Source organism: Paenibacillus sp. NRS-1781 (genome assembly GCF_050467745.1).
GTDB classification, from domain to species: Bacteria; Bacillota; Bacilli; order Paenibacillales; family Paenibacillaceae; genus Paenibacillus; species Paenibacillus terrae_A.
In genome coordinates this window covers 40,373-65,252 of sequence record NZ_JBITPI010000017.1, presented here as the reverse complement: position 1 = coordinate 65,252, position 24,880 = coordinate 40,373, and the positions used below count along the sequence as shown (strand labels likewise).

Below are 24,880 nucleotides of genomic sequence, written 5' to 3'. Positions count from 1 at the left end.
CTAAAATGTTTCCCTAAGGAAACATTTTAAATATAAAAGTCTATTTATCCTGTCAGTCCGTTCGATTTTAGCTCTCCGAATGTGTAATATATAGAAGATATCCAATCGTTACATGAAAGAACATATATAAAGAAGGTGAAGATCATGGAGCAAACAGAATGCGACCCTTACCGGAACAAGCATCAACAACATCGAACACGGAAAATGCTACTCATTTTTGTGCTGCTATGCTGTCTGGTCCCTCTCACTTCCTGTGCACGTGGGGATGTCCATGTAGACGTTCATCTGGATCAGAGCGTGGATATGGATGCTTCGTTCAGTGTGAACAATCAGACGCTGTTGATACTGAATAATCCCGGGCTGCTGGACCGCTTGGCCAAGCGGATTCAAGGCAACAATCTAAATGTCCAGCCACTATCTGAGCAGGGAAGAAAGGGTTATCAAATCAAGGGGCACTATCAAGGAGATTGGAGTGCAAGCGGAAAAAATCCCAATCAGGATTTAAATCTACCTGCGGGATTGGAATTTAAACGCACTGTGACCCAACATTTTTTCACAACGAATGTTGATCTTACGATGAAGCTCGATCTGCCACAAATGCTACCTGAGGAAGCACGGGGACTGAGTGACAAATTGGAGCAAATGAATGTGTTCGCACGTAAAATACTGGAGCGGCAGCTTGATCTTAATTTTAGCCTGTCCTTACCGATCCAGCCCGCTGCGAGCAATGCCGACAGTGTATCGGCAGACGGGAAGATACTACATTGGGATATTGCCCCATTAGAGCCTAATGAGCTAAAGCTATCCGTCAACGTACCCAATGTGCGTCATATCATATATGTAGCCGTTGCGGGCCTGATCCTCATTGCGGCAATTGTGATATGGCTGATCCGTCGTCATCGCTCCAAAAAGGGCTCTAATAAGGAAGCTGCTCCTCCGAAACCTGAATCCTGAACAGTTAAAAAAATCGTTGCCTCATTTCTGCTGGGGGGATCTGACATTGATCCTCCTCATCCTTGCCAAACCAGCGGTATCGGTTACGTGCCACCCAGCTATAGACTGCATTGCGTATAAAGCGGGGGACGAGGATGAAGACATAGGCCAGCGGATATGGAAAACGAAGATGTCTGGCAATCCGCAGAGCTGCGGTTGACCTCGTGTAATACATACCGCCTTCAATGAGTACGAACGTATCCAGCTTATCCGTTGACAATCCTCCTGCACGCAATAGTTTTTGTCCCTGCTCGGATTGCAAGGAACCAAAATGAAACGTCCCCTTCGGGTCACGCTTAATAATGAAGCGGGCCGCCCCCTGACAAAAATGGCATACACCATCCACCAACACAATTGAATAATCTTGCTGAGAAGGATTTTGATAAGCATCGTCAGATTGCTTCATAAATGCATTTCACCTCCAGGAAATAAACAAAAAAACGCCGAAATCATCCGACGCTTGTTTAACAATGTATAGGCTTTTACCTGTTTTGAGAACTAGCTCAATGCTTTCTCAAACAGCTGTTTCGATTTAATTTGCTCTAAAAACTCATCATGGAACTTATCCATACACTTACAGATAAAATCCTTATGACATACCGGGCAAGGCGTCGTTAGCAATCGACTGATATTCGTCAAGATCCACTCCGGATTACGTTGAGAAAAAACGCGGCATTCCGTTCCATCGGCCAAACTCATTTTAAACTCATAAAGCCCTTCTTTTTCGTTGCTGCCAGCCAGCGTGAAATTAACAATATTCGGTCTGTAAGACATCATATCACCCGTATTTTTCAAATTTGTTTCGTACCTGATGACCAGAATCACCTAAGCCATCTTAATGAATTTTGGCGATGATGTCAAATGGCCGCGGATCTCGACGAATCAAGGTCTATATGCAAAAGCCGCCGATCAATCAGCGTAAAACGTAGAGATGATGTGCTTCACGATCAAATGACGTTCAGCTCAACGTCAATATTGCCGCGAGTCGCTTTGGAATATGGACAAAAATCATGCGCCTGACGTGCCAAATCTTCGGCCTGAGAACGTTCAATTCCCGGTATTTTCACATCCAGACGCACTGCCAATTGGAAGCCGCCGTCGCTCGGGTCCTTACCGATGGACACATGACTGGTTACCTCAACGTTGTCCACTTTTACCTTGGCTTTGCGAGCAACATTGGCCAGTGCGCTCTCATAACAGGCGCCATAGCCTGCCGCAAACAATTGCTCCGGATTCGTAGCCTCTCCACCTGCGCCACCTAATTCCTTGGGCGTACTGAGCTTATGCTTCAAAACTCCGTCGGAGGAAGCGACAGAACCGTCTCTTCCACCATGTACCGTTGCTGATGCTGTGTATAATGCTTCCATGATTTCATCTCTCCTTCTTTAATATGTTTTACATTCTTCCGGGATCATCGTCATGTTAATAATGATTTCCTTCTCGTATGTACTTTAAACAAACCACACCAAATGAATCATTTGAAATATGGATGAAGGGAAGCTTGGTTTTTCATTATATCTATACAATAAGAATAATTTGCTTGTCCACACAAAAGTTGTACTAGACAAAAACTATTGTGAGTGTACAATATGGATAAAGCGATCATTATGTCACTAATAATATATTTCAACATGAATAAAGAAGGTGAAGCGTATGAGAAATACAAAAGGTAACTTGGCGGAAATCGCTTCACTAGCGGAAGTGAATCGTTCCTTGAACGTCCCGAAGAACGGCACGTGGTTTCGGAAATTCCTCGCCTTTGCCGGACCCGGCTATATGGTCGCTGTCGGCTATATGGACCCCGGCAACTGGGCTACAGACATTGCGGGCGGATCGAAATTTGGCTATACACTGCTCAGTGTCATTCTGATCTCTAATCTAATGGCCATCTTGCTGCAGGCTTTATCCGGCAAGCTCGGCATTGCCACAGGTAAAGATTTGGCTCAAATGTGCCGTGAAGCCTACAGTCGCCCGGTTGCGATCGGCTTATGGCTTCTATGCGAAATCGCTATTGCAGCCATGGATTTGGCCGAGGTCATCGGTTCAGCCATTGCACTCAAGCTGCTGTTCGGCATACCGCTATTGTATGGTGTCCTGATTACTGCCTTCGATGTCATGCTCATTTTATTACTGCAAAACAAAGGCTTTCGTGCTCTGGAAACGCTGGTCATTGTACTGATGGTGACGATTGCCGGCTGCTTTGGCATCAATCTCATTTTGGCTAAGCCGGAATGGAGCAGCGTGTTAGGTGGCTTTGTGCCGGACTCGCAAATCTTGACCAACCCAAGCATGCTGTATATCGCCATTGGTATTATGGGCGCTACCGTGATGCCCCATAACCTGTACCTGCATTCGTCCATCGTACAAACTCGTAAATTCGAGCAGACGTCAGCAGGCAAACGAGAGGCTATCAAATTCGCGACATGGGATTCGAGTATAGCGCTCATGTTCGCCCTGTTTATCAATGCCGCTATTCTGATCGTGGCCGCAGCCGTGTTCCATACCGCAGGAAAAACCGATGTGGCGGAGATCAGCGATGCTTTCTATCTGCTGTCGCCATTGCTCGGAACCACACTCGCGAGTATCCTGTTCGGGGTGGCGCTGCTCGCTTCTGGTCAGAATTCAACCGTAACCGGTACCTTAGCCGGGCAAATCGTCATGGAGGGCTTTCTCAGCCTTCGTCTCGCGCCTTGGCTGCGCCGTCTCGTGACCCGACTCATTGCTATCATTCCGGCGGTAATCGTCACAGCTATCGCGGGTGAGAAAGGGGCCGAAGAACTGCTGGTACTAAGTCAGGTAATTCTGTCCATCCAGCTTCCCTTTGCTATCATCCCGTTGCTGATCTTCACCAGCGACAAAAAGCGTATGGGTGAGTTTGCGAACAAAACATGGCAAAAAGTATTAACCTGGATCGTGACCGCCGTCATCATTGTTTTGAATGTGGTGCTTATCGTTCAAATCGTTTCAGGTCATTGAGAGCTAAGCAACACTTAATAAAATCAAAAAAAGGTATCTCACCAGCCAAATGGCTGCGGGATACCTTTTTTTGATCACTCTATTCCAACCTCTAGACTTACCACTTGGCAGGCTGTGCCTGCGTTTGTGCTTCAAGCGCGAGGTTCAGCTTGAGCACGTTCACACGTGGCTCACCGAACACTCCGGCACTGCGCCCTTCGGTCTGCTCCTGCACCAGTACCTTCAGCTTATCCTGCGCAATACCGGTCAAGCCGCTAATACGCGGGATCTGAACCTGTGCCGCCTGCGGCGAGATATGCGGGTCCAGACCAGAGCCAGAGTTCGTAATCAGGTCCACAGGAACCTGATTGATCGGTACATCCGGGTTATTTTTCTGCCAATCCGCTATGGAATCCTTGACCCGCTGTATCAAGGCCGGATTGGACGGTGCGTAATTACTGGAGCCTGAACCGGCCCCATTATAATCTATGCTCGATACCCTCCCCTGAAAAAATGCCGGATTCGCAAAGGACTGCCCGATCAGCTCGGAGCCGACTACCTGACCCTCGGCATTACGAAGCATACTGCCATTCGCCTGCTGCGGAAACAATACCTGTGCCACGCCCGTGCTAACCAGCGGATAAGCGAGGCCGCAAAGGAGGATCATCAGTACCGAGGTACGCAAGGCTACTCCTATAATGGTGCCTCCCCGCATCTCTTCTCTCTCCGGCTGTCCATTCGGCACAGCCCCCGTCTCTGGACGCTTGTTATTCCCCTGCCGGGCAGACCCGGCTTTTTCGTGGGCAGCAAATCTGCGTCCAGACATCATCCGATAAAAGCCACTCATGTTGCTCACCCTTTCCGCTTCCATTCAGTATCCAAAATGCACACCTTCACAGGCTGCGTTAAATCCACAAATGTACTAGCAAATCAATAGCTTTAATGCCAACAAACGGCACCACCATACCGCCCAAACCGTAAATCAGCAAATTCCGTCCCAGCAGACGATCCGAGCTCATGGGCTTATACTTCACGCCCTTCATGGCCAGCGGGATCAGAAGCGGAATAATAACAGCATTAAAGATCAGCGCCGACAAAATAGCAGATAGCGGAGAGCCAAGCCCCATCACGTTCAATGCGCTCATTTGCGGAATCGCCAGCATGAACATCGCCGGAATAATGGCAAAATATTTGGCAACATCGTTCGCGATACTGAATGTCGTCAATGCACCGCGTGTCATGAGTAGCTGTTTTCCGATAGCGACCACCTCAATAATCTTGGACGGATCGGAATCCAAATCCACCATATTGGCGGCTTCCTTGGCTGCAACCGTGCCACTATTCATGGCAAGCCCCACATCAGCCTGCGCCAGCGCAGGAGCATCATTCGTCCCGTCCCCGGTCATGGCAACCAGCTTGCCCAGCTCCTGCTCACGACGAATAACCGCAATTTTATCCTCTGGCTTGCTTTCAGCCACAAAATCATCCACACCCGCTTCCCGCGCAATCGTCGCAGCCGTCAGCGGATTATCCCCGGTACACATGATCGTATGGATACCCATTTCCCGGAGCTGATCAAACCGCTCCTTCATGCCCGGCTTCACCGTATCCTTCAAATAAATAATGCCATATATCCGATCATTCAGCGCGACAGCCAGCGGCGTACCTCCTTCAGAGGCCACCTGATTCGCTTTTTCCTCCAGATCGGCTGGGACGCTACCGTTTTGCGATAGTACCCACTGCCGGACAGAGTCCACCGCGCCCTTGCGTACCTTTCGTCCATCGGCCAGATCCAGACCACTCATCCGGGTTTCCGCCTTGAACTCGATAAAGGTCCCGCCTGCTGCCAAGGATTCATCCAGTGTGTACTCCTGCTTGCGCATCAACTCCAGAACTGAGCGCCCCTCGGGCGTCTCATCCTTCATCGAGCTCATCGCAGCCCACTTGACTAGCTCTGCCTCTTCTACGCCCCCTACAGGCACGAATTGGCTCGCCATCCGGTTACCGAAGGTAATTGTACCCGTTTTGTCCAGAATCATTGTATTGATGTCTCCAGATGCTTCTACCGCCTTGCCTGACATCGCCAGCACGTTAAACTGGGTGACCCGGTCCATACCAGCAATCCCGATGGCTGACAGCAGTCCTCCAATCGTGGTCGGAATCAGACAGACCAGCAACGAGATAAGCACGGGAACAGGCAAGTCAATGTTAAAATGACGAGCAATCGGTGCCAGTGTCACCACCACGATCATAAAAATAATCGTTAAGCTGATCAGCAGGGTATTCAGCGCAATCTCGTTCGGCGTCTTTTGGCGCTGTGCGCCTTCCACGAGCGAAATCATTTTATCAATGAACGTTTCGCCCGGTTCTGTCGTAATCCGCACCTTAATCCGGTCACTGACCACACGCGTCCCGCCGGTTACCGAGCAAAAATCACCACCCGATTCCTTGATCACCGGGGCCGATTCTCCCGTAATCGCCGATTCATCCACTGAGGCAAGACCTTCAATCACCTCACCATCGCTCGGAATCATCTCGCCCTGGGACACCATCACAATGTCACCCTTGCGCAGCTCGGTCGAGCTGACCACCTGAATCTCATCCCCGACAAGCTTATTGGCTTGAGTATCCTGCTTGGATTTTTTCAAAGAGGCAGCCTGTGCCTTACCCCGCCCTTCCGCGAGCGCTTCGGCAAAGTTAGCAAAGAGCAGCGTGAACAACAGAATCATAAAAACCGCCAGGTTAAAGCCCATTTCGTTACCCGTTCCAAAATAACCGGGGAACAGCAGCATCAGCAGCACGACCAATGTGCCGATCTCCACGACGAACATGACTGGATTTTTCATCATGATCATCGGATTTAATTTCATAAAGCTATCCTTGATCGCATGCTTCAAGATGCTTTTATCCAGCATGCGTTTGCGTTGTTCCTTCATGATCAAGCACCCCGTTCATTCATTCTCATTCTCATTTTCTTCTTCCTGTTCATCTTCTTCACATGGTCAAAAACTCAGCCACAGGCCCCAATACGATGACGGGCAAGAAGGTCAACGCACCAATCAGCAGCACAACCCCGATCAGAATCGCCCCAAACAGCTTGTTGTCTGTGCGAAGTGTGCCCGTCGTCACTGGAGTCGGTGCTTTGGCATTCAATGAAGCCGCTACAGCTAACAGTGCAACAATAGATACATATCGTCCAAAGAACATAACCACACCCGCTGTCGTGTTCCAGAATACGTTGTTATCCGCAAGACCCTCAAATCCCGAACCGTTATTAGCCGCAGATGACGCATATTCATATAACACCTGAGTCAACCCGTGATATCCGGGGTTCGTGACCGCATCGTATCCCCAATGACTCATAAAGGCGAGCGCAGTCGGCACCAAAATGAGAAACGGATGTACCAAAATGGCAATCGCGATCAGCTTCATTTCCTTGCCTTCTATTTTCCTGCCCATAAATTCCGGGGTCCTGCCGACCATCAATCCACATATAAACACACCCAGAATCGCATACATCAGCATATTCATCAGCCCGACACCCTTACCGCCGAAAATGACGTTCAGCATCATTTCGCCCAAAGCAGCCATACCGCCCAATGGAGTCAGTGTATCGTGCATGTTATTGACCGAGCCTGTCGTAGCCGCCGTCGTCACCGCCGTGAACAATGCCGATTGTCCGATGCCGAAGCGGACCTCTTTCCCTTCCATGCTACCCTGAGAAGCATCCACCCCCAGTGCCTGAATCAGCGGATTACCCGTTTTCTCTGATACGTACGTAATGGCTAGGAATACGAGAAACAGTACCATCATGGAGCTAAATATAATCCACCCCTGCTTGCGATTACGAGCGAATAGCCCAAAGGTATACGGCAGTGAAGCCGGCATCACCCACATCGCCAAAATTTCCAGCACATTCGTCCAGGGGTTTGGATTTTCAAAAGGATGCGCCGAGTTGGCCCCATAGAAACCGCCCCCGTTCGTCCCCAAGTGCTTGATTGATTCCAGCGAAGCAACGGGTCCCAAGGCCATTTGCTGCTGTGTTCCGCTCAGCGTCGTGATATCCGCCGCAGGCTGAAGCGTCTGCGGTACTTTCAATCCAACCAGCACCAGTGTAAGTACAAAGGCCAGTGGCAGGAAAATCCGTATAATCGCTTTGATAAAATCCTGAAAAAAGTTGCCCATTCCTTCTCCGCGCCGCGTCAATCCTCTCATAAAAGCCGCAGCAACCGAAAAACCGGAAGCAGCCGAAGTGAACATCATCATCGTAACAAACGCCATCTGTGTCAGATACGTAAGCCCGCTTTCTCCGCTATAATGCTGGAGATTCGTATTGGTCATAAAGCTGATCACCGTGTTAAAGGCCAGTGACGCCTCCATATTGCCGTTTCCAGTCGGGTTACCGGGAAGCAGTCCCTGCAAGCGCAGCAGCACATAGCTGATCGCTACAAGCACGACATTCGTAGCAATAAAGCTCATCACATACGTGGTCCAACGCATGCTCTCCAGCTTTTTCAATCCTATAACCTTATAAATCAACTTCTCCGTCCCGCCAAAGACTCGATCCGTCCGATTTGGTTCATTGGAGAACACATGATATATATAGGTGCCCACTGGTTTCACCAGGAGCAGCAATATCACAATCACAATTCCAATTTGCAGCAGCTCCATCATCTATTTCCTCCCTCAAAATACTCCTGCGTTTGGACAACAGACGGGTTCATCGCACCAGTCGAATGCACACGTTTGCGAAAGCCCGCTGACTCTGATGTTTCATCCATGATCTGCTGTCCCCCGCCCGCTTGATCCTGCTTAGCTGATTAGAACTTTTCAGGATTCAGGAGTGCGTAGATTAAATACACAAATACAATAGCCGTAAGCGCAAGCACAACCATCATCCCTTTCGCCCTCCTTTGGAGGTCTGCGCATCACACCAGCGTACAAGCATCAGTATCATTCCATAACTCACAGCCATCACCAGCAGCATGTATATATCCATCATGTTCATACCCTCCCGTATCCGTTCTTAATTCATCATTCTGACACTCTCGTAAAATCGCTATGCAACTAAATTCGCAAATTTTAATGTATACCAGCACACCGTAAGCGACTATCCGTTCAGCAGGAAACCCACCTCTCCGTTCAAAGTGTAGATCACATGGTCCGCTCCCAAACCTCGATAAATCCCTTGAGGATTACAGCCGTGTGTAATGACATAGATCGGATCTGCTGTCAGCGGCCGGCATATTTGCAGAAAACGGCACGTCAGATTCAAGCTGTTCTCGAACAAATACACGCAGCCAATTTCTTTTTTGGGAAAATTCCATTTCCCCGCTTGCATCGTATTGATGCGCACAACATGCTCCACACCCATTTTTTTGAGCTGTCGTTCCTCCTGAGCGCTATTCGTCAGAACCGCAAACGCCAGTTTTTTGAACATAAGCAATTTCACAAAATTTCTGCCCGTTTCATTTGGTGCAGTGACAATGATTAGCCGACCTTCCATCAGTAGCTCCTCTCCCGGTATAAAAAGACAACAAAAAGAAGCCAAAGGAAAAAGGCTTTCCTCCGGCTTCTTACGTAACCATGATAAAATAAACCATGGCTGCACACGGCGGTTTGTTGCCTCTCCCTGTACGCTTACGAGGTTAGCTGTCGGATTCGGACGTGAGAGTCGCCCTATTTCTGGCACTTGGCCAGAAAATTCACCCCATGAGACACACGGCCCTCTAAAAGCCGCATAGATCCCGTTTGGTTCCCCCGCTTTTGCAACTGCAAAATTCAGCGCTATAGACAATTCGTTGCTGCTTCATTCACTTCATTTGAAATTACGTCTTGAATCATACACCCGCGCAAGGAACACTGTAAAGCTCACCTGCGGGGTTATAAATCGGTCTTTAGAGCATAAAAGATTAATAACAGCGCTTACAACATAAATATTCTTCTCCCAGCTCCTTCAAGCTCGGTTTTTCATCTCTTTTCGAAAATGAAGAGGCATGTCAATATTGACGTATGGGGAGCGTTTTTTGTCCTTTATTTGTAAAAGAGAAAGAAAAAGTGCTGTATGCACCTGATAAACGGCGCATTACATCTATTTATAGGTTTGCAACTCTTCGTTAAATTTCTTACAATTTAATTGTAGAATATCAAATTAGGAGGAAAACCATGACCGTTTATGAATATGATGCACAAACCCTGCAAGGGAACGTAATTCCGTTGTCCACATACGAAGGAAAAGTACTGCTCATCGTGAATACAGCCAGCAAATGCGGGCTAACCCCCCAATACAAGGCGCTACAAGAACTATATGACCAATACCAAGAGCAGGGTCTTGAAATCTTGGGGTTTCCCAGCAATCAGTTTGCCAAGCAAGAGCCAGGTTCCAGCGAGGACATTTCGGAGTTTTGCCAGATCAACTATGGAGTTACATTTCCGATGTTTGCCAAAATAGATGTCAATGGCGATCAGGCGCACCTTTTATTTCGCTACCTCACCCAAACAGCTCCCGGCGTATTAGGCTCCAAAGCGATCAAATGGAATTTCACTAAATTTTTGATTACACGCGAAGGTAACGTATTTAAGCGCTATGCCCCACAGACAACTCCAGATAAACTGACGGGGGATATTGAGAAGCTTTTACAGCAAAGCTGACAGGCTATTTCATCACCTTCTCACAAGCAGCCGATCCAGGCAACTGCTCCTGCGGCTAGGAAAAAGGATATTTTAGTTCAGCTTATATAACAAAAAAAGCATCCAATCACGTCAAAAACGTGTCAGGATGCTTTTTTAACTGTGTCTTGCATGTAATGCGGTCGAGAGGACTCGAACCTCCACGGGCGTACGCCCACTACCCCCTCAAGATAGCGTGTCTGCCATTCCACCACGACCGCAAATTCTAATGTTTTGAGGCAACAGATTTATTATACTCCCTTGTATTCTATTTGTAAACATAAATACAACAATTATTTTAAAGTCATATAATATAACATGTAATAGCTATAAAAATATTTAATTTGACATGTCAGCACTATGAGTGTAAATATATATTACATAATATCTCTATTTTTTCTAAGTACTTTTCTGAATGCGCTTTTTAAAGTTATTTAATTTAACATGAACATTCTATTCCAAGGAGGCGAACCGCATTGCACAAAGGCAATCGTTTGCTGAACTACGCATTGCTGTTGGACCCTTCCCTGCCTGTCGGTGGCTTCACTCGTTCCTACGGGCTGGAGGAGCTGTTTCGCAATGGCCGCTTAACCTGTTTACAAGACTTGGAACACTATGTACGCACTGATCTGCTTCCTCAGTTCACATCCCTCGATGGCATGGCTATCAAAAGCCTCTATATCGCTGTTCAGCAAAATGATGGTTGGCGTATCGCCCTCATTGATAAAATGCTGCACGCCCAGCGCTCTTCCCTACAGCATGTGAAAGAGTCACGCCTATCTGGCCAACGCCTGCTTAAGCTCGCCAAAGCCTTGTACCCTTGGCTTGAATTTGACCAACTCGAAGCTACACTCATCCAATACAATGCGATTGGTACACTCGCAACCGTTCATAGTTGGATTAACGTTTCCCTTGGAAATAATGTAGAGCAGACCATTCACGGCTACCTTGCTGCGGCAGTGTCCTTCTGTGTCGAAGATGCTTTTAAGCTGCTCAATCCTCCTTCTGAGGAAAAGAACCCTGTTATTCAGCGAATGACCAACGAGCTGCTAGCCGCATGGAAACAATACAATGTCCCTGAGTCAGAGCCAACCGCATTTCAGCGCGGACTTCTGTATAGGCATTGGTCCAGCTCCTACATTACTCAGCCACCCTATATGAGCAGCAGCCACCAGCGCGGGTGAACTTCACTGATTCCTTCGTACGCCCTCGTTATACGCCTCCTGCATCCCCCTGATGCCTGTTTTCAAAATTCCAGCACCAATGCCAAAAGCACTCCCACCACTTTTTCCAGTGGCAGAGTGCTTTTTTTATCCGGAATACAACTGCAATTTCGCACAATTAACAGGCTTCAGATGGATCATCCAGACCATTCATCACTTAATTAAGTTATATTTTTATCCGAATTACGTATTTTAGATTGTAAAAACACGTATAAACGTGTATCATAGTTTCAGATGGTTAATTCTAACATGTTTACTGATGATTATTATAACACACCAATTATTCCGCAAGAATCCGTAAGGGGCGATTTCACTTGAACAACAAAATGCCTGTCACCTCCCTCGGGTGGGCCATCAAACAAAGGCTTGTCGAACTTCGGCTGGATCAGAAAACATTTTGTGAAACGCATAACATCCCGCCTTCACGCTTGTCCAATCTGATTCACGGCACCCGCAAAGCACAAAGGTACAGAAAACAAGTTGCTGCAATCCTCAACATTGACGATAACGATTATAAGGAGGCACCACCACTCTGAAACCAACGATGTGAGCGTCTTTCCAAGTATACGAGACGCTACAACATCGACAACCCAAATAAACTCGTCAATCGAACCCGCCAGTCCGTTTTACGTGTTTTCAACCTGAGTGATCTTTAGAGAGAAGATCATTCAGGCTGTGTTTTGTCATTCTCACCTTTTTGCTTACGATATTTCGCAAATTCCACATATTCTAATATGAAATTCTGTTCTTCTGTTTCCAGATCCTCTGCCTGGCTATTCAATGGCCCCATCACTCCAAAAAAATAAGCAGCCTTTTGCTCCTGAAGTACACCCTGACCAGGCTTGACGCCTTTCATTAACCAATCCAGCGATACATAAAAAAAGTCCGAAATCTGGATTAAATGCATCGTTCCCGGCGTTGTTTTTCCTCTTCTCCAGTCTCCAAGATTCCCCGAGCTGATTTTGAGCTTTTCACAAAACGCCTTCTTCGTCATTCCCCGATCCTTAATCAAGGCTTCAATCCGTTGATAAATCGTTTGGTCTCCCACAATTATCCCCTCCGACACCCTAACTTTTTATTGAACTGTTCCCAAATTTTAAATATCATTGCAAACATACTTATTCGGTAATCAATACTTTAATTCTGCACCCGTTTATTCTGTCATTGAATCTTCCTGATTTTTCTCTTTACGAAAGCGGGTAAATTCAATATACTCAAGTATAAAATCCTTTTCCGCCTCACTAAGCGATCCCCCCTGGCAATCCAGTTGCCCTGAAACTCCAAAAAAATAAGGGTCTCTCGACTCCCTCAGCGCCTCACCCTGCACATCGCGCCCCAACATGATCCAATCCAGACTGGCATTAAAAAACGAAGCGATTTCAATGAGTTTATTCGTGCCTGGCGTCGTTTTTCCTCTTTTCCAGTCCCCAAAGTTCCCTGTACTAATACCCAACTGCTCGCAGAACGCTTTTTTTGTCATTCCACGTTCCTTGATAAGTTCTTCAATACGTTGGTAAATAGATTGCATAGAAATTCCTTCCTCCCCAGCAGACTCTCAAATAACGATATCATGTCTCCTGTTCCCATTTCAAAGATCACGTGTGCCAAAATTGCCGAATTATGTATGTTGGCTTTCATTATACCACAATATACAACAAAAACCGCCTATTTTCCGAAGAAAATGGCGGCCCTCAGTCAGCTCGTGTACACCCATTACAAATTATAGTTGTCAATTTTAAGTAAAATCTGCTTCAATTCGTTCAGAGTTTCACCCAAGTGCAATAAATCTTCTTCTGGCAGAAGCACCAGTCTCTCTTGAATTTTATTGGAAAAGGTATGAAATACCTGTTCACAAAAAGCATCGCCTTCTTCTGTAATTGCCACGTTCACGACTCTGCGATCCGAGTCACACGAGTGGCGGTCAGCCAACCCAAGCTCCACCAGCTTGTCCAGCAAAGGAGTCATGTTCGGGCGTGAGACATTAAGTTGTTTGGACAAATCAGATACCGTAGACAAACGCACTTCTCGCAGCAACAGTAATGTCTGAAAGTTATTAGGCGACAAATGTAATGGGAAATCGAGCGGACCGTAGGCGAAAAATTTCTTCTTCACCATTGGAAACAAGCCCAAAATATTTTCTGATATATTCCCTAACAGCTGAGTGTCCATATTTTTCACCATCACTTCATCAGTTTATACTTATCATTCTATAACATTATGGCTTTATATTATACTATGGAATCATTATTTCTTCATAATAATCACTTTATTACATTACTGCACAAACAAAAAAAGCCTCTACTATGAGAGACTTTTCCGTTTATCCATTGATGCGGTCGAGAGGACTCGAACCTCCACGAGCATACGCTCACTACCCCCTCAAGATAGCGTGTCTGCCATTCCACCACGACCGCATAATAAAATATAAATGGTGAGCCATGAAGGACTCGAACCTTCGACACCCTGATTAAAAGTCAGGTGCTCTACCAACTGAGCTAATGGCTCATGCTGTTCATCCAAGATGTCCGCCATCAGACCTCAGGAATTTCCCTTAAGCATGTAACATGTAGTCCGTAAAGACAACAATGACCCGTAGGGGAATCGAACCCCTGTTACCTCCGTGAAAGGGAGGTGTCTTAACCGCTTGACCAACGGGCCGTATTTTAAACATCAACTTGGCGACAAGAAAGAGTATATCAAATAGAAGAATGTATGGCAATACTTATTTTAAAAAATGTAAAACAAGTAGTTTACCGAGAATTAAAACGCATTTTCACTTACGTAGAAATTATAAAGAGAGACTGCTCACCGTATCCTCAGAAAAACAAATTATCGGACAAATAGCTGCCGATATGGTTCGTGACGGGAATCGTATCATTCTCGACTCCTCCACCACTGTGCAAGCATGTGCCGAAAGACTCCATGTACAGGAATGCTCGGTCATTACCAATTCGATCAATCAGGCTGAGGTTCTTTCCGAAAAGGACGGTATGCTCAAGCACCAAATGATGAAACAGGCCGATCAGGTGATTATTCTTGCCGATCACTCCAAATTTGGAAAAAACCTTCCTTACCGCTTTGCCGATTTATACGAGGTGGATATCGTTATCACCGACCGCTTGCCAGACCCGGCCATGCTGGATGTTTTTCGCCGTTATGATGTTGAAATTATTGTTCCGTAAAGGAAGAAGTAGCATGAGACATAGAGAAGAAGACAGGAGATGGAGAAATGAAACTGTTTGCGATTGATTTGGACGGAACGCTGCTAAACGATGAAGGAAAAATAAGCAAGGTGAACGCTGACGCAATCCGCAAGGCACAGCAGCAAGGCATTCAGGTGACCATTGCCACGGGCAGAGCCGCTTATGATGCCTGGATCAAGCTGGAGGAAGCAGGACTTGTGGCTCCCGTCATCGGGGCAAACGGCGCGACCGTACACGATGCACATCGCCGCCAGCTAACCTCTACACCTATGGACCGGAATGAAACGTTTGAAGTGCTTAGCTGGCTGCGCGAAAACGATTTTTATTATGAGGTCATGACAGACCGCGCTATTTATTCTCCACAAAACGGTCATCAGCTGCTGGCTATTGAAATGGATCGCCTGCTAAGCGCCAATCCGGATATTTCGCTGGATACTCTGTTACATGCAGCCGAAAAACAATATGAACAGACCGGGCATACCCGTATCCCCTCGTATGAAGATATTCCGCTGGATGTAGAGATTTATAACGTGCTGTGCTTCTCCTTCGATCAAGCCAAGCTGAACCGGGGGCGTGAGCGTTACCGGGATTTTCCCGGCCTGAACATGGTCATTTCCTCAGACCGCAACTTCGAAGTCGAGCATAAGGATGCTTCCAAAGGAAACGCACTACGTTATCTTGCAGATTATCTGAGTATTCCCATGGAGGAAGCCGCAGCGGTAGGTGACAGCTATAATGATATTTCCATGCTGACAATGGTAGGTAAAGGCATCGCTATGGGCAATGCAAATGACGACATTAAGGCCGTCTGCTCTGAAGTTACCCTGACCAATGTAGAGAATGGCGTAGCACATACTCTCCTAAATATACTGGATCAACTTCCGAAGCCGACCTTGTAAACTAAAAATTCACATGCTGTGCCACTTTTCAGATCATCGTTATTTTCAGAATCGAATATAAACAAAAAAAGACGCTCGCAAGCATCATCCGATGCATACAAGCGTCCTTTTTCTGATTTGAAAAACCAACGGAGAGAGAGGGATTCGAACCCTCGCACCGCTTTCGCAGCCTAACCCCTTAGCAGAGGGTCCCCTTATAGCCACTTGGGTACCTCTCCATGGCTCCCCGAACAGGACTCGAACCTGTGACAACTCGATTAACAGTCGAGTGCTCTACCAACTGAGCTATCAGGGAACATTGCTGTAAATGTTCATACAGTATATTTAATTTACCATGATTCAGGGGGTTCCGTCAAGTGCCAGCAGACGAAGCTTACCTCCGCATTTGCCGCAGCGGTAACGCTGGGGGTTCATTTTACGCTTCCGCAAGTATTCCTGACTACATGAGGCGCACACCAGCTTGTAGCGATAGGGCTGCGGCTTCCGTTCCGCTCTCCCCGGCAGAGTTTGACAATGCCTGCTCCCTCCTACACGAGCCAACCATGCTTTGAAATCCGCATCTCGGTGCTGGTAGCCCATCCCGCGCAAATGCAAATGATAATGGCACAGCTCATGCTTAATAATTTTTTCCACCTCGGGCCGCCCGTAGGCTGCAAGCTGATGCGGATTAATTTCAATATGATGGCTTTTCATAAAATATCGACCGCCTGTGGAAGACAGTCGCGAATTAAAGCTGGCACGATGGCGAAACGGTACGCCAAAACTCTCCATTGAAATGTGCTCCACCCATTTCTGAAGCTCTTCATCGCTCATGGTATGGTTCATGGAATTGCTTATGGACTTGGACTCCATCCTTCCCCAATCCCCTCCTTTGCTCCATACTGCCAAGCATATTACAAAATAGCGTCCAAAGTCTAACCCTCAATTCATAAGCCATCCAATTGGTAAGCACACTTTAGGCACCCACCCCATATGCTAAACATACAGAAGTAACGCAGAGGAGGAGATTGGCTTGCCTCAATGGCTCAGCAACCAGCTTATGCGGGCCTTTTACAAAAAGGACCGGCGCCAGATCAAACTGTTGAATGACTGTTGGTTTTTTTATCATAAAGCACCGGGTGTAGAGTATGATGCCAACAATGGGTAGAGCTTCTGGACAGTAAAAAAATGAAAGCCGGAGTCTCCGAAGTGGTTCGGAAATTCCGGTCTTTGTTATACCCTAAGGCGATTATACGGATTTGTAGAGTATTATGCCTGCGACTGCGCCTCTGCCGGAGCTTTCATCGTCAGACCGACTCTGCCTTTTTTTAAGTCAACATTCAGTACCCACACGGTTACGTTATCACCAACGGATACGACATCCATCGGATGCTTAACGAAGCCGCTGCGCAGCTGTGAAATATGAACCAATCCATCACTCTTGATGCCGATATCGACAAATGCGCCAAAATCGATCACATTGCGGACAGTTCCCTGAAGCTCCATGCCCGGTGCCAGATCCTCGATCTTGAGCACATCCTTGCGGAATACAGGCAACGGCAGTTCGTCACGCGGGTCGCGACCCGGACGCTGGAGGCTGTCCAGAATATCCTTCAATGTCGGCACGCCAACTTCCAGCTTCGCGGCCAGCTCGTCAATGTTGGACACGTTCAGCGCTTCCGTCACAGCCTTGGTGCCCAGATCGTGGGCACTGATCCCCAGTTCAGCCAACAGGCGGTCAACGACGACGTACGATTCAGGGTGAATCGGTGTACGGTCCAGCGGATTTTCTCCACCCGGTATACGGATAAAGCCAACCGATTGCTCGTAGGTTTTCGCGCCAAGACGCGGTACCTTTTGCAACTGACGACGGTTGTTGAATTTGCCGTTTTCCTCACGGTATTTCACGATATTTTTGGCAATCGTCGCGTTAATGCCCGCTACATAGGACAGCAATGCCGAGGAAGCGGTATTCACATCCACACCGACATGGTTAACTGCCGATTCTACGACATCCTTCAAGCTTTCATCCAAATGCTTTTGTGACACATCATGCTGGTATTGGCCTACACCAATGGCCTTCGGCTCAATCTTGACCAACTCAGCCAGCGGGTCCTGCACACGACGTGCAATGGATGCCGCGCTGCGCTCAGCTACGTCCAGATCCGGGAACTCCTCCTGCGCCAGCTTGGAGGCGGAATAAACACTTGCGCCTGCCTCATTGACGATCAGGTACGCCAAGCTGCTGTCACCAATGTCTGCAATGACTTCAGCTACGAATTGCTCCGTTTCACGCGAAGCCGTTCCGTTACCGATGACGATCAGCTCAATGCTGTATTGGGCAATGAGCTGCTTGAATTTCTCGGCAGCCTCACGCTTCTTGTTGTTCGGCGGTGTCGGATACGTCACTGCCACTTCCAGCAGCTTGCCCGTATCATCTACGACCGCCAGCTTGCAGCCTGTCCGAAACGCCGGATCGACACCGAGCACACGGCGGCCCTTGATCGGAGCCTGTAACAGCAGGCTGCGCAAATTGCCGGCAAAGATAGAGATGGCCTGCTGCTCACCCTTCTCTGTCATTTCAGCGCGCACCTCACGCTCAATAGAGGGTGCGATGAGCCTTTTATATGCATCCTCAATGACGTTGCGCAGCAGCTCTTCCACGACGGATGAGCCTTTAATCACTTGACCTGCGACGTAATTGTGAATCGAATCGGACGCTACCTCCAGTCCGACCTTGAGAATGCCCTCACGCTCTCCGCGATTAATCGCCAAAATACGATGAGGCGGCATTTTCTTAGCCAGCTCACGATAGCTATAGTAGTTCTCGTAGACAGACTCTTGCTCTACATCCTTCGCTTCGGAGGTCAGCATGCCGTGGTCTAGCGTATATCGACGCACCCATTGGCGAATAGCCGCATCATCCGCTATATTTTCCGCTAAAATGTCCAAGGCTCCTTGTATTGCCGCCTCAGCGCTGTCCACTCCCAGTTCCACATTCACATAGGACTCGGCTTCTTTCAGAGCATCGCCCTGCGTCGACTGGCTCCAGATCCAGATGGACAACGGCTCCAGCCCCCGTTCCTTCGCCACACTCGCGCGGGTTTTGCGCTTTTGCCGATATGGACGGTACAGGTCCTCCACTTCCTGAAGCTTAACCGCAGCAGTGATGGCAGCCTGAAGGTCATCTGTCAGCTTGCCCTGCTCATCAATAATGCGAATGACCTCTACCTTGCGGTCCTCCAAATTACGTAAATACAGCACACGATCTTCAATTTCACGCAGCTGATTTTCATCCAGTTCCCCAGTCATTTCCTTACGGTATCGTGCGATAAAAGGAATCGTATTCCCTTCATCCAGCAAACTGATCGTCGTCCGGATTTGCTTGAGTGCCAGCGACAGCTCTCTCGCCACTTGTTTGACAATCCGCTCCTGGCGTTCTGCTTCGTTCGGCTCCTGCCGGATTTCCGTCTTCGTTTCCTCGTTAGACAAAGCTATCCCTTCTTCCTTACAACTCTTGTCTTTCATCATGTCTTTCATTATCACAAAAAAAGAATCAAAGCGCCAGCACGTAACGATGAGGCCAGGCCCAGCCTGCATTTTTCATCGGACACGCAAAAGGACAGCGCCCACGCGCTGCCCTTTTCCCGTTTCACTCGTCGTTCCAAAAATGCTAAAAATCAATCAAACCAAGACTGATTTGTAGCGAATCGCTCACTTTGCGCATGGTTTCTTCATCCAAATGGGTGATTTTGTCGGTAAGCCTTTGCTTGTCAATCGTCCGAATTTGCTCCAGAAGAACGACAGAATCGCGATCAAAGCCATGCGTCGCCGCGTCGATTTCCACGTGTGTGGGTAGCTTCGCCTTTTGAATCTGGGCGGTGATGGCCGCCACAATCACGGTGGGACTGAACCGATTGCCGATATCATTTTGGATGATCAGCACAGGTCTGACGCCACCTTGCTCGGAACCGACTACGGGTGAAAGGTCTGCAAAAAAAACGTCGCCGCGCTTTACGATCAATATGGATTACACCCCGCTAACTGTACGGCCCAAGGTGCTGTTTGCATCTTCCTCCGCATGAAAGGCTTCGGAGGCCATGGTCAGGTTAATTTTAGCCATCTCCATATAACCACGCTGCATGGCTTCACGAATGTAACGTTTCTTACGTTCGCCCACATACAGCTTCATGGCCTGCCTGATAAATTCACTGCGGTTGGAATTTTCCATGGCTACGATCCCGTCCACTTCCTGCAAGAGATGATCCGGCAAACTGATCATTATTCTTTTGGTGTTCTGCAAATTGGCCAACTTCTCTTCCACCCCCAAAACCTTGTCGCCATTGTACCATTATAACGTTATTCCCGGTAATTTATTCAAAACGGAATACAAGAGAATGTATATGATATTCGTATATCATCTATGCTGTATTCCATTATAAACTACGCAGTTCGTTTTCGTACAGGCGTTTGATCCCCGAAATACAAGTGTCAGCGGAGCCTGATGCGTCGTTTTGACAGTTACAGCGCTCTTTTCTTTCCTTTGTACATAATTTCGGGACGTTCTGCGAAAACTCCTGCTTTTATCCGGTAATTTGCGTCATGAAATTAATCCCAGCGGGTTGGAAGAAGCGAATTCACTCGAACGACAGGGATATTTCCCCGTGTATAAACACGCGGCACCCTGTGTGCGATCATGCAGATCACCTCATAGTGGATGGTACCCAGCTTGGATGCCAGCTCATCCGCCGCAATCGTTTCGCCGGACTGCTGGCCGATGAGAACAACCTCTTCGCCGATTTGAATTTCTTCCGCATCCTCTGCGAAAGATTGTAAGGATACCATACACTGGTCCATGCAAATGGTGCCGAGCACCGGGACGCGGCGGCCGCGTATCAACACTTCGATGTTCCCACTCAGCATGCGGGAGTATCCATCCGCGTAGCCAATCGGCAGTGTGCCAATTCGCTCTTCGTCGGAGGTCACGTACCGGGTGCCATAGCTAACCCCCCAGCAGGGAGGGAGCGTCTTGGTATAAACCACTGCCGTTTTCAATGACAATACAGGCAGTAGCTCAATGGCTTGCCGGTTAACCTCATCGGACGGATACAGGCCGTATATACTGATGCCAATCCGCACCATATTGGGGGAAAGCGCAGGGGTATCAATGGTGGTCGCGCTGTTGCCCGTATGTATAATGGGAATGGTGATGCCTTGTTCCCTTAGCGCCTCCGCCACGCCCTGAAACCGATTATACTGTTGCAGTGTATAGCTTTTGTCTTGTTCATCCGCGCGGGCAAAATGGGTGTACATGCCTTCCAGCAGCACTTGCTCCAACTGGTGAGTCTGCCGGACAAAGGCAACCGCCTCTTCTCCAGGCAGCAGGCCCAGTCGTCCCATGCCACTGTCTATTTTGATGTGCACCTTCAGCTTGCGTTCGCTTCCTTTGCGGTCCAGTCTACGGATACCCTCCAGCACTTCTTCACTGAACACAGTCAGTGTAATATCCTGCTCCCAAGCCGTCTGCACAGCTTCGGGCAGGGTATAGCCGAGTACAAGGATAGGCAGTCTGATCCCCGCCTGCCGAAGCTCCAGGGCCTCGTCCAGAAAAGCGACGCTCAAGTAATCCGCACCAAGGCGTTCCAATTCCTTGGATATCTCCACGGCACCGTGTCCGTAGGCATTAGCCTTGACACAAGCCAGCAACAGCTTATCCGCTGGCAATGCCTTACGGAAAGTCTCATAGTTGGCGCCAAGGTGATCCAGGTTGATCTCGGCCCGGGTCGATCTGTATTGTGCTTGCAAAATCCAGTCACCTTCTTCAATTGTTAGCCTGTAACATAGCCTCTTACCATTCGGAATGGACAAAATCCTTACTTCCAAAGGTTAATGGTAATGTTCAGAAACGTGGCTGTCAATGGCAGATGGCGTTTGTCAGCATCCTCCACAAAGAACATGACTCCCAAGCGAGAAGTGCACCCTCCTAGACCTTGGATGAATAAAAGACGGATACGGGCGGAAGCAGAGTAAAATACACTCTAAACCGTCTGCATCCGTCTATAAAGTTTTATTTACCCGATTGATCCTGTATAGAAGCGGCAATTTGTATCATTTCGCTCACAGGCAGGTCAGCACTGGTAATACGGAACTCTATACCGTCATTCATCCACGTCATCGTCTGCTGCTCGCTTCCCGCCAGAACGGCAAAGCTTCCTCCAATATCGACCAGTTCACCCGCAGCCAATGATACGGCCCGATCCTTCGGACGCGCCTCCACAATCGTATAGTTATACGTTCCACTATACCGCAGCATCACCGCATGTGTACCATTATCCTCCAGTTCTGGCGTATCCTTGATCTGTACTCCGGCTGGCGTATAGGACGGTTCGATCAAGCCGAATTCACCCATTACCGCTTCAGCATCATCCGTGCCTGTGGATGTCCCTGTGGCTGCATCTGATGCACCCGGGGTTTGCTGCTGCGTCTCTGTGTTGCCCGCTGTATCCGGCTTGGCCTCCGTATCCGTGCTGGACATTACACCTGTCATACCATCAATCGTATCTGTAGGATCTAGTTGCCCGCTGGAATCCACTGCTCCGGCTGAAGGCGTTCCTTCATTTCCCTTGCCTGTTTTTCCAGAAGCCATATTACGCTCCATATCAAAAGAGTCCTTGTCGAACTTCGTATCAAACGCAAATTGATCAAATTTCAGATCCACAACTACCTTGGCGTTCGCATCAGATACCTGTACCTGAGTGGGTGCATAGTTATTTTTGGACAGCCATATTTTTTGCCTTACCAGCGCGTGGCTGTTGTAGTTTGCCGCTACATCGAATACATAGGATTTATCGTCCGAAGCCAGCTGACGTGATGCATCGCCGATAATACTGCGAACCAGCGTTTCATACAAATATACCTGGCCCTGGTTGTTCGGCCAATCGCTTTTAAAGCGGAAGCTCTTATTCAGACTGGGCGTCAATACGAATACACCCTCATCATTTCGCAACACGATCTGAGTAACATCCTTTTTCTCGTTCGTCATGGCAATTCGGTAATAGGAGGGCTTGCGGTAGGAAATGTCCACCTTGTACTCCTGCGGCGTGTCGCCGGTATGCAGCGTCATCAAAGCTGTACCGTGGTAGCTGTTCAGGTCACTCACCACGTCACTCAAATCCTTAACCACATCGTCCGCGCTCTTCTTGCCGCACCCGGCCAGCAGCAGCGTTACACACATGACCATGGCAAGCATCCATGAAATCCGGCGCATATCATCAACCCCTTCAGCACATGTTTTAAATGAATTAGTACATGTCTATGAAGGACTTGTTCAATTTATGCAGACTGGCATGACAAGCTTAAACGTAGCTATTGCATTTCCTCCATCAACTCGATTACTTTTCTTATGATTAGCTCTTCTTCGTGACTAACCTTTTCTGTGGCCAACTGTGAAAGGTCTACATGCTCTCCCACACATACGGAATGGAGGGCATGTTTGAACATTTCCACATCGTTGGCATCATTACCAAATGCAATAAATCGTTGCGGCTCTACACCTAATTGTTGCAGGCCCGTCCATTTATTCACGCCTTTAGGACTGATATCTATAATATCTTCTTGCCCATGTCTATATGTAATGACGGGTAGCTGCTGAAGCTCTTCTATGAATAGCTGCGTATGAAGGCTGCGCAATATGACCACTTTTACGATCTCATTCAACTCATCTAAATGTATATTTTTGGCTCGCAGCTCAGGGTCCACATTCCGCCGAATAGGATGCTCGCTATCTCCTGAATAAACATAATCCCAACGGCCATCCATTAAATAATCTGCCTCGAATTTCTTGATTAGCTTGATGATATCGTCAGCTGTGTGTGGGTCAAAATGAATGGTTGAAATGATTTTCCCATCCTTGGAAACAAACGCGCCATTCCCGCCAACCATTGGAAAATACTGCATATGAAGCGGCAACACAGGCAACAAATCACGGATCGGTCTAGCGGATGCAAAGATAATTTCATGGCCTCTTTTTACAAGTGCGTCTAGAGCCTGTACTATCGCTTCACTCAAAGGCTTGCCGTGAAAACAAATGGTTCCATCTAAATCAAAAACAAATTTCACTGTGATCAACCTCCTCCTTTTTCCCTATCGTAGCAGTTCCCTGTATAATGAAAAGGACCGATGTCCAAAAAGGAGAAGACGATGAAATCCACTCAAGAGCAAGCTCTCATCGAATATTACATCTCACAATTTAATCTCACTCAAATATTTTCCTCCCCTGAAGCTCTTCCGATTCAGCTTCGTGTGTATGAACGCAATGAGTTTGTTTTAAAGGAGGGAGATGAATTGGACGGAATTTATTTTCAAGTGGAGGGTCGAACAAATCAACAAACGTTTCATTGAAACCAATCTAATGCAGAATCACAGATTTAAGAATGAGCTGTTAAAGCATCTCTCATATAAGCTCCTGACCTGTACAACCGCTTCACGAATAAATCTATTAGCTTCTGTAGAAGAGCGTTTGGCAAGCTATCTATTAACAACACAACTTCAGAATGAGTTTGGAAAAGAAATTCAGACACCGCATATACCTGAAATAGCTTCGCTGATCGGCACAACTGCCCGACATGTCAACCGTGTCATTCAAAAGCTATCTGACGACAATATCCTGCGTAAAGAACAGAAAAAAATCACGGTTTTGGATTGGGATCGTTTGGACGAGCTGTCAAATGGACTGCGATATGAATAAAGGACTGACGGTCTTCCGCCAGTCCTTTATATTGTAATGCTATAAAATCTTTTGTAGTACTATAGAAAAGCCTAGTAAAACATATGTAAGAAACAGTCCCATCTCAAAAGCCTCTTTCATTAAGAATGTATAAAAAAATAGGCGGTATCTTTATAGCTATATTAGTTGAGATAAAGATGTACATACGGCACAAAGGCGAACGCGATGAATCTG

27 protein-coding genes, 6 tRNA genes and 1 riboswitch are annotated in these 24,880 nt (G+C 47.6%); of the genes, 9 read left to right on the top strand and 24 right to left on the bottom strand.

Annotated elements, in window-relative coordinates; all coding sequences use genetic code 11:
- The first annotated feature begins 144 nt into the window (after positions 1 to 144).
- Positions 145 to 954: a DUF3153 domain-containing protein gene (locus tag ACIFO6_RS07230; RefSeq protein ID WP_430039451.1), complete on the top strand. Its 810-nt coding sequence runs from the start codon at positions 145 to 147 to the stop codon at positions 952 to 954.
- 4 nt (positions 955 to 958) lie between these two features.
- Here the strand turns inward: ACIFO6_RS07230 and ACIFO6_RS07225 are convergent, their stop codons facing one another.
- The 3 genes from ACIFO6_RS07225 to ACIFO6_RS07215 form a co-directional block, all read right to left on the bottom strand.
- Positions 959 to 1,399: a thiol-disulfide oxidoreductase DCC family protein gene (locus ACIFO6_RS07225; RefSeq protein WP_430039449.1), complete on the bottom strand. Its 441-nt coding sequence runs from the start codon at positions 1,397 to 1,399 to the stop codon at positions 959 to 961.
- A gap of 92 nt (positions 1,400 to 1,491) precedes the next feature.
- The gene (locus tag ACIFO6_RS07220) at positions 1,492 to 1,818 is read right to left on the bottom strand and encodes a hypothetical protein (protein WP_137062016.1); all 327 of its coding nucleotides are present in this window, start codon (positions 1,816 to 1,818) and stop codon (positions 1,492 to 1,494) included.
- Between the two features lie 122 nt (positions 1,819 to 1,940).
- Positions 1,941 to 2,360: an organic hydroperoxide resistance protein gene (locus ACIFO6_RS07215; RefSeq protein ID WP_134910699.1), complete on the bottom strand. Its 420-nt coding sequence runs from the start codon at positions 2,358 to 2,360 to the stop codon at positions 1,941 to 1,943.
- 286 nt (positions 2,361 to 2,646) lie between these two features.
- Between ACIFO6_RS07215 and ACIFO6_RS07210 the strand changes: the two genes are divergently transcribed.
- Positions 2,647 to 3,969, top strand: coding sequence for an Nramp family divalent metal transporter (locus tag ACIFO6_RS07210; RefSeq protein ID WP_430039446.1), 1,323 nt, complete (start codon positions 2,647 to 2,649; stop codon positions 3,967 to 3,969).
- Positions 3,970 to 4,066: 97 nt separating this feature from the next.
- Here the strand turns inward: ACIFO6_RS07210 and kdpC are convergent, their stop codons facing one another.
- The 5 genes from kdpC to ACIFO6_RS07185 all read right to left on the bottom strand — a co-directional run bounded on the left by kdpC (position 4,067) and on the right by ACIFO6_RS07185 (position 9,454).
- Positions 4,067 to 4,795: a potassium-transporting ATPase subunit KdpC gene (kdpC, locus tag ACIFO6_RS07205; RefSeq protein WP_430039499.1), complete on the bottom strand. Its 729-nt coding sequence runs from the start codon at positions 4,793 to 4,795 to the stop codon at positions 4,067 to 4,069.
- A gap of 58 nt (positions 4,796 to 4,853) precedes the next feature.
- The gene (gene kdpB, locus ACIFO6_RS07200; protein ID WP_430039443.1) at positions 4,854 to 6,884 is read right to left on the bottom strand and encodes a potassium-transporting ATPase subunit KdpB; all 2,031 of its coding nucleotides are present in this window, start codon (positions 6,882 to 6,884) and stop codon (positions 4,854 to 4,856) included.
- A 58-nt stretch (positions 6,885 to 6,942) separates the two neighbouring features.
- Positions 6,943 to 8,619 carry a potassium-transporting ATPase subunit KdpA gene (kdpA, locus tag ACIFO6_RS07195; protein ID WP_430039496.1) on the bottom strand — a complete coding sequence of 559 codons (1,677 nt, stop codon included), beginning with the start codon at positions 8,617 to 8,619 and terminating at the stop codon, positions 6,943 to 6,945.
- Between the two features lie 149 nt (positions 8,620 to 8,768).
- Positions 8,769 to 8,843, bottom strand: a complete 75-nt coding sequence (kdpF, locus tag ACIFO6_RS07190; RefSeq protein WP_420795084.1) for a K(+)-transporting ATPase subunit F — start codon at positions 8,841 to 8,843, stop codon at positions 8,769 to 8,771.
- Positions 8,844 to 9,058: 215 nt separating this feature from the next.
- Complete coding sequence (locus tag ACIFO6_RS07185; protein ID WP_430039441.1) at positions 9,059 to 9,454, bottom strand: hypothetical protein; 396 nt, start codon at positions 9,452 to 9,454, stop codon at positions 9,059 to 9,061.
- 115 nt (positions 9,455 to 9,569) lie between these two features.
- A riboswitch (cyclic di-AMP (ydaO/yuaA leader) is annotated at positions 9,570 to 9,745 on the bottom strand.
- Between the two features lie 368 nt (positions 9,746 to 10,113).
- On the opposite strand from ACIFO6_RS07185, the gene ACIFO6_RS07180 reads away from it, so the two are divergent.
- Positions 10,114 to 10,599 carry a glutathione peroxidase gene (locus ACIFO6_RS07180; RefSeq protein ID WP_430039438.1) on the top strand — a complete coding sequence of 162 codons (486 nt, stop codon included), beginning with the start codon at positions 10,114 to 10,116 and terminating at the stop codon, positions 10,597 to 10,599.
- 156 nt (positions 10,600 to 10,755) lie between these two features.
- Here ACIFO6_RS07180 and ACIFO6_RS07175 read toward each other — a convergent pair.
- Positions 10,756 to 10,838: transfer RNA gene (locus ACIFO6_RS07175), tRNA-Leu, on the bottom strand.
- Positions 10,839 to 11,111: 273 nt separating this feature from the next.
- Between ACIFO6_RS07175 and ACIFO6_RS07170 the strand changes: the two genes are divergently transcribed.
- Together ACIFO6_RS07170 and ACIFO6_RS07165 are read left to right on the top strand one after the other, a co-directional pair.
- Positions 11,112 to 11,801, top strand: coding sequence for an urease accessory protein UreF (locus ACIFO6_RS07170; RefSeq protein ID WP_430039493.1), 690 nt, complete (start codon positions 11,112 to 11,114; stop codon positions 11,799 to 11,801).
- 353 nt (positions 11,802 to 12,154) lie between these two features.
- Positions 12,155 to 12,376 carry an XRE family transcriptional regulator gene (locus ACIFO6_RS07165; protein WP_137062010.1) on the top strand — a complete coding sequence of 74 codons (222 nt, stop codon included), beginning with the start codon at positions 12,155 to 12,157 and terminating at the stop codon, positions 12,374 to 12,376.
- A 128-nt stretch (positions 12,377 to 12,504) separates the two neighbouring features.
- Here ACIFO6_RS07165 and ACIFO6_RS07160 read toward each other — a convergent pair whose 3' ends face one another.
- The 6 genes from ACIFO6_RS07160 to ACIFO6_RS07135 all read right to left on the bottom strand — a co-directional run bounded on the left by ACIFO6_RS07160 (position 12,505) and on the right by ACIFO6_RS07135 (position 14,498).
- Complete coding sequence (locus ACIFO6_RS07160; protein ID WP_430039435.1) at positions 12,505 to 12,888, bottom strand: helix-turn-helix domain-containing protein; 384 nt, start codon at positions 12,886 to 12,888, stop codon at positions 12,505 to 12,507.
- Between the two features lie 105 nt (positions 12,889 to 12,993).
- Positions 12,994 to 13,368: a helix-turn-helix domain-containing protein gene (locus ACIFO6_RS07155; protein ID WP_430039432.1), complete on the bottom strand. Its 375-nt coding sequence runs from the start codon at positions 13,366 to 13,368 to the stop codon at positions 12,994 to 12,996.
- Positions 13,369 to 13,553: 185 nt separating this feature from the next.
- Positions 13,554 to 14,009: a MarR family winged helix-turn-helix transcriptional regulator gene (locus ACIFO6_RS07150; RefSeq protein ID WP_430039430.1), complete on the bottom strand. Its 456-nt coding sequence runs from the start codon at positions 14,007 to 14,009 to the stop codon at positions 13,554 to 13,556.
- Positions 14,010 to 14,171: 162 nt separating this feature from the next.
- Positions 14,172 to 14,254 (bottom strand) — tRNA-Leu (locus ACIFO6_RS07145).
- Between the two features lie 15 nt (positions 14,255 to 14,269).
- Positions 14,270 to 14,345, bottom strand: a tRNA-Lys gene (locus ACIFO6_RS07140).
- Positions 14,346 to 14,426: 81 nt separating this feature from the next.
- Positions 14,427 to 14,498: transfer RNA gene (locus ACIFO6_RS07135), tRNA-Glu, on the bottom strand.
- Between the two features lie 50 nt (positions 14,499 to 14,548).
- Between ACIFO6_RS07135 and ACIFO6_RS07130 the strand changes: the two genes are divergently transcribed.
- Positions 14,549 to 15,022, top strand: a complete 474-nt coding sequence (locus tag ACIFO6_RS07130) for a DeoR/GlpR family DNA-binding transcription regulator (protein ID WP_430039428.1) — start codon at positions 14,549 to 14,551, stop codon at positions 15,020 to 15,022.
- A 47-nt stretch (positions 15,023 to 15,069) separates the two neighbouring features.
- Complete coding sequence (locus ACIFO6_RS07125) at positions 15,070 to 15,942, top strand: Cof-type HAD-IIB family hydrolase (protein ID WP_430039426.1); 873 nt, start codon at positions 15,070 to 15,072, stop codon at positions 15,940 to 15,942.
- A gap of 129 nt (positions 15,943 to 16,071) precedes the next feature.
- Here the strand turns inward: ACIFO6_RS07125 and ACIFO6_RS07120 are convergent.
- From ACIFO6_RS07120 to ACIFO6_RS07110, 3 genes are all read right to left on the bottom strand, one after another.
- Positions 16,072 to 16,160 (bottom strand) — tRNA-Ser (locus ACIFO6_RS07120).
- A gap of 1 nt (position 16,161) precedes the next feature.
- Positions 16,162 to 16,237, bottom strand: a tRNA-Asn gene (locus tag ACIFO6_RS07115).
- A 44-nt stretch (positions 16,238 to 16,281) separates the two neighbouring features.
- Positions 16,282 to 16,794, bottom strand: coding sequence for a SprT family protein (locus ACIFO6_RS07110; protein WP_430039423.1), 513 nt, complete (start codon positions 16,792 to 16,794; stop codon positions 16,282 to 16,284).
- 160 nt (positions 16,795 to 16,954) lie between these two features.
- Here ACIFO6_RS07110 and cmpA point away from each other — a divergent pair, with 160 nt between their 5' ends.
- A complete protein-coding gene (gene cmpA / locus ACIFO6_RS07105) occupies positions 16,955 to 17,089 on the top strand; it encodes a cortex morphogenetic protein CmpA (protein ID WP_430039422.1) in 135 nt (44 codons plus the stop codon).
- Between the two features lie 101 nt (positions 17,090 to 17,190).
- Here the strand turns inward: cmpA and ACIFO6_RS07100 are convergent, their stop codons facing one another.
- The 6 genes from ACIFO6_RS07100 to ACIFO6_RS07075 all read right to left on the bottom strand — a co-directional run bounded on the left by ACIFO6_RS07100 (position 17,191) and on the right by ACIFO6_RS07075 (position 24,039).
- Positions 17,191 to 19,413: a Tex family protein gene (locus ACIFO6_RS07100; protein ID WP_430039419.1), complete on the bottom strand. Its 2,223-nt coding sequence runs from the start codon at positions 19,411 to 19,413 to the stop codon at positions 17,191 to 17,193.
- Between the two features lie 181 nt (positions 19,414 to 19,594).
- Entirely contained in the window at positions 19,595 to 19,945 is a 351-nt protein-coding gene (locus ACIFO6_RS07095; RefSeq protein ID WP_007429335.1) for a type II toxin-antitoxin system PemK/MazF family toxin, read from the bottom strand.
- A gap of 6 nt (positions 19,946 to 19,951) precedes the next feature.
- Entirely contained in the window at positions 19,952 to 20,233 is a 282-nt protein-coding gene (locus ACIFO6_RS07090) for a CopG family ribbon-helix-helix protein (protein WP_007429334.1), read from the bottom strand.
- A 296-nt stretch (positions 20,234 to 20,529) separates the two neighbouring features.
- A complete protein-coding gene (gene alr, locus ACIFO6_RS07085; RefSeq protein ID WP_430039417.1) occupies positions 20,530 to 21,726 on the bottom strand; it encodes an alanine racemase in 1,197 nt (398 codons plus the stop codon).
- Positions 21,727 to 21,988: 262 nt separating this feature from the next.
- Complete coding sequence (locus ACIFO6_RS07080; RefSeq protein ID WP_430039414.1) at positions 21,989 to 23,188, bottom strand: LolA family protein; 1,200 nt, start codon at positions 23,186 to 23,188, stop codon at positions 21,989 to 21,991.
- A gap of 98 nt (positions 23,189 to 23,286) precedes the next feature.
- A complete protein-coding gene (locus tag ACIFO6_RS07075; RefSeq protein WP_430039412.1) occupies positions 23,287 to 24,039 on the bottom strand; it encodes an HAD-IIB family hydrolase in 753 nt (250 codons plus the stop codon).
- A gap of 220 nt (positions 24,040 to 24,259) precedes the next feature.
- On the opposite strand from ACIFO6_RS07075, the gene ACIFO6_RS07070 reads away from it, so the two are divergent.
- Positions 24,260 to 24,667: a Crp/Fnr family transcriptional regulator gene (locus ACIFO6_RS07070; protein ID WP_430039409.1), complete on the top strand. Its 408-nt coding sequence runs from the start codon at positions 24,260 to 24,262 to the stop codon at positions 24,665 to 24,667.
- Positions 24,668 to 24,880 lie beyond the last annotated feature (213 nt).

What these genes read in the sequence shown, in the direction of transcription:
- ACIFO6_RS07230 (WP_430039451.1), top strand. Translation starts at nt 145, where the DNA reads ATGGAGCAAACAGAATGCGACCCTTACCGGAACAAGCATCAACAACAT.
- ACIFO6_RS07225 (WP_430039449.1), bottom strand. Translation starts at nt 1,399, where the DNA reads ATGAAGCAATCTGACGATGCTTATCAAAATCCTTCTCAGCAAGATTAT.
- ACIFO6_RS07215 (WP_134910699.1), bottom strand. Translation starts at nt 2,360, where the DNA reads ATGGAAGCATTATACACAGCATCAGCAACGGTACATGGTGGAAGAGAC.
- ACIFO6_RS07210 (WP_430039446.1), top strand. Translation starts at nt 2,647, where the DNA reads ATGAGAAATACAAAAGGTAACTTGGCGGAAATCGCTTCACTAGCGGAA.
- kdpC (WP_430039499.1), bottom strand. Translation starts at nt 4,795, where the DNA reads ATGAGTGGCTTTTATCGGATGATGTCTGGACGCAGATTTGCTGCCCAC.
- kdpB (WP_430039443.1), bottom strand. Translation starts at nt 6,884, where the DNA reads ATGAAGGAACAACGCAAACGCATGCTGGATAAAAGCATCTTGAAGCAT.
- kdpA (WP_430039496.1), bottom strand. Translation starts at nt 8,619, where the DNA reads ATGGAGCTGCTGCAAATTGGAATTGTGATTGTGATATTGCTGCTCCTG.
- ACIFO6_RS07185 (WP_430039441.1), bottom strand. Translation starts at nt 9,454, where the DNA reads ATGGAAGGTCGGCTAATCATTGTCACTGCACCAAATGAAACGGGCAGA.
- ACIFO6_RS07180 (WP_430039438.1), top strand. Translation starts at nt 10,114, where the DNA reads ATGACCGTTTATGAATATGATGCACAAACCCTGCAAGGGAACGTAATT.
- ACIFO6_RS07155 (WP_430039432.1), bottom strand. Translation starts at nt 13,368, where the DNA reads ATGCAATCTATTTACCAACGTATTGAAGAACTTATCAAGGAACGTGGA.
- ACIFO6_RS07150 (WP_430039430.1), bottom strand. Translation starts at nt 14,009, where the DNA reads ATGGACACTCAGCTGTTAGGGAATATATCAGAAAATATTTTGGGCTTG.
- ACIFO6_RS07130 (WP_430039428.1), top strand. Translation starts at nt 14,549, where the DNA reads ATGTATGGCAATACTTATTTTAAAAAATGTAAAACAAGTAGTTTACCG.
- ACIFO6_RS07125 (WP_430039426.1), top strand. Translation starts at nt 15,070, where the DNA reads ATGAAACTGTTTGCGATTGATTTGGACGGAACGCTGCTAAACGATGAA.
- ACIFO6_RS07110 (WP_430039423.1), bottom strand. Translation starts at nt 16,794, where the DNA reads ATGGAGTCCAAGTCCATAAGCAATTCCATGAACCATACCATGAGCGAT.
- ACIFO6_RS07080 (WP_430039414.1), bottom strand. Translation starts at nt 23,188, where the DNA reads ATGCGCCGGATTTCATGGATGCTTGCCATGGTCATGTGTGTAACGCTG.
- ACIFO6_RS07070 (WP_430039409.1), top strand. Translation starts at nt 24,260, where the DNA reads ATGAATTGGACGGAATTTATTTTCAAGTGGAGGGTCGAACAAATCAAC.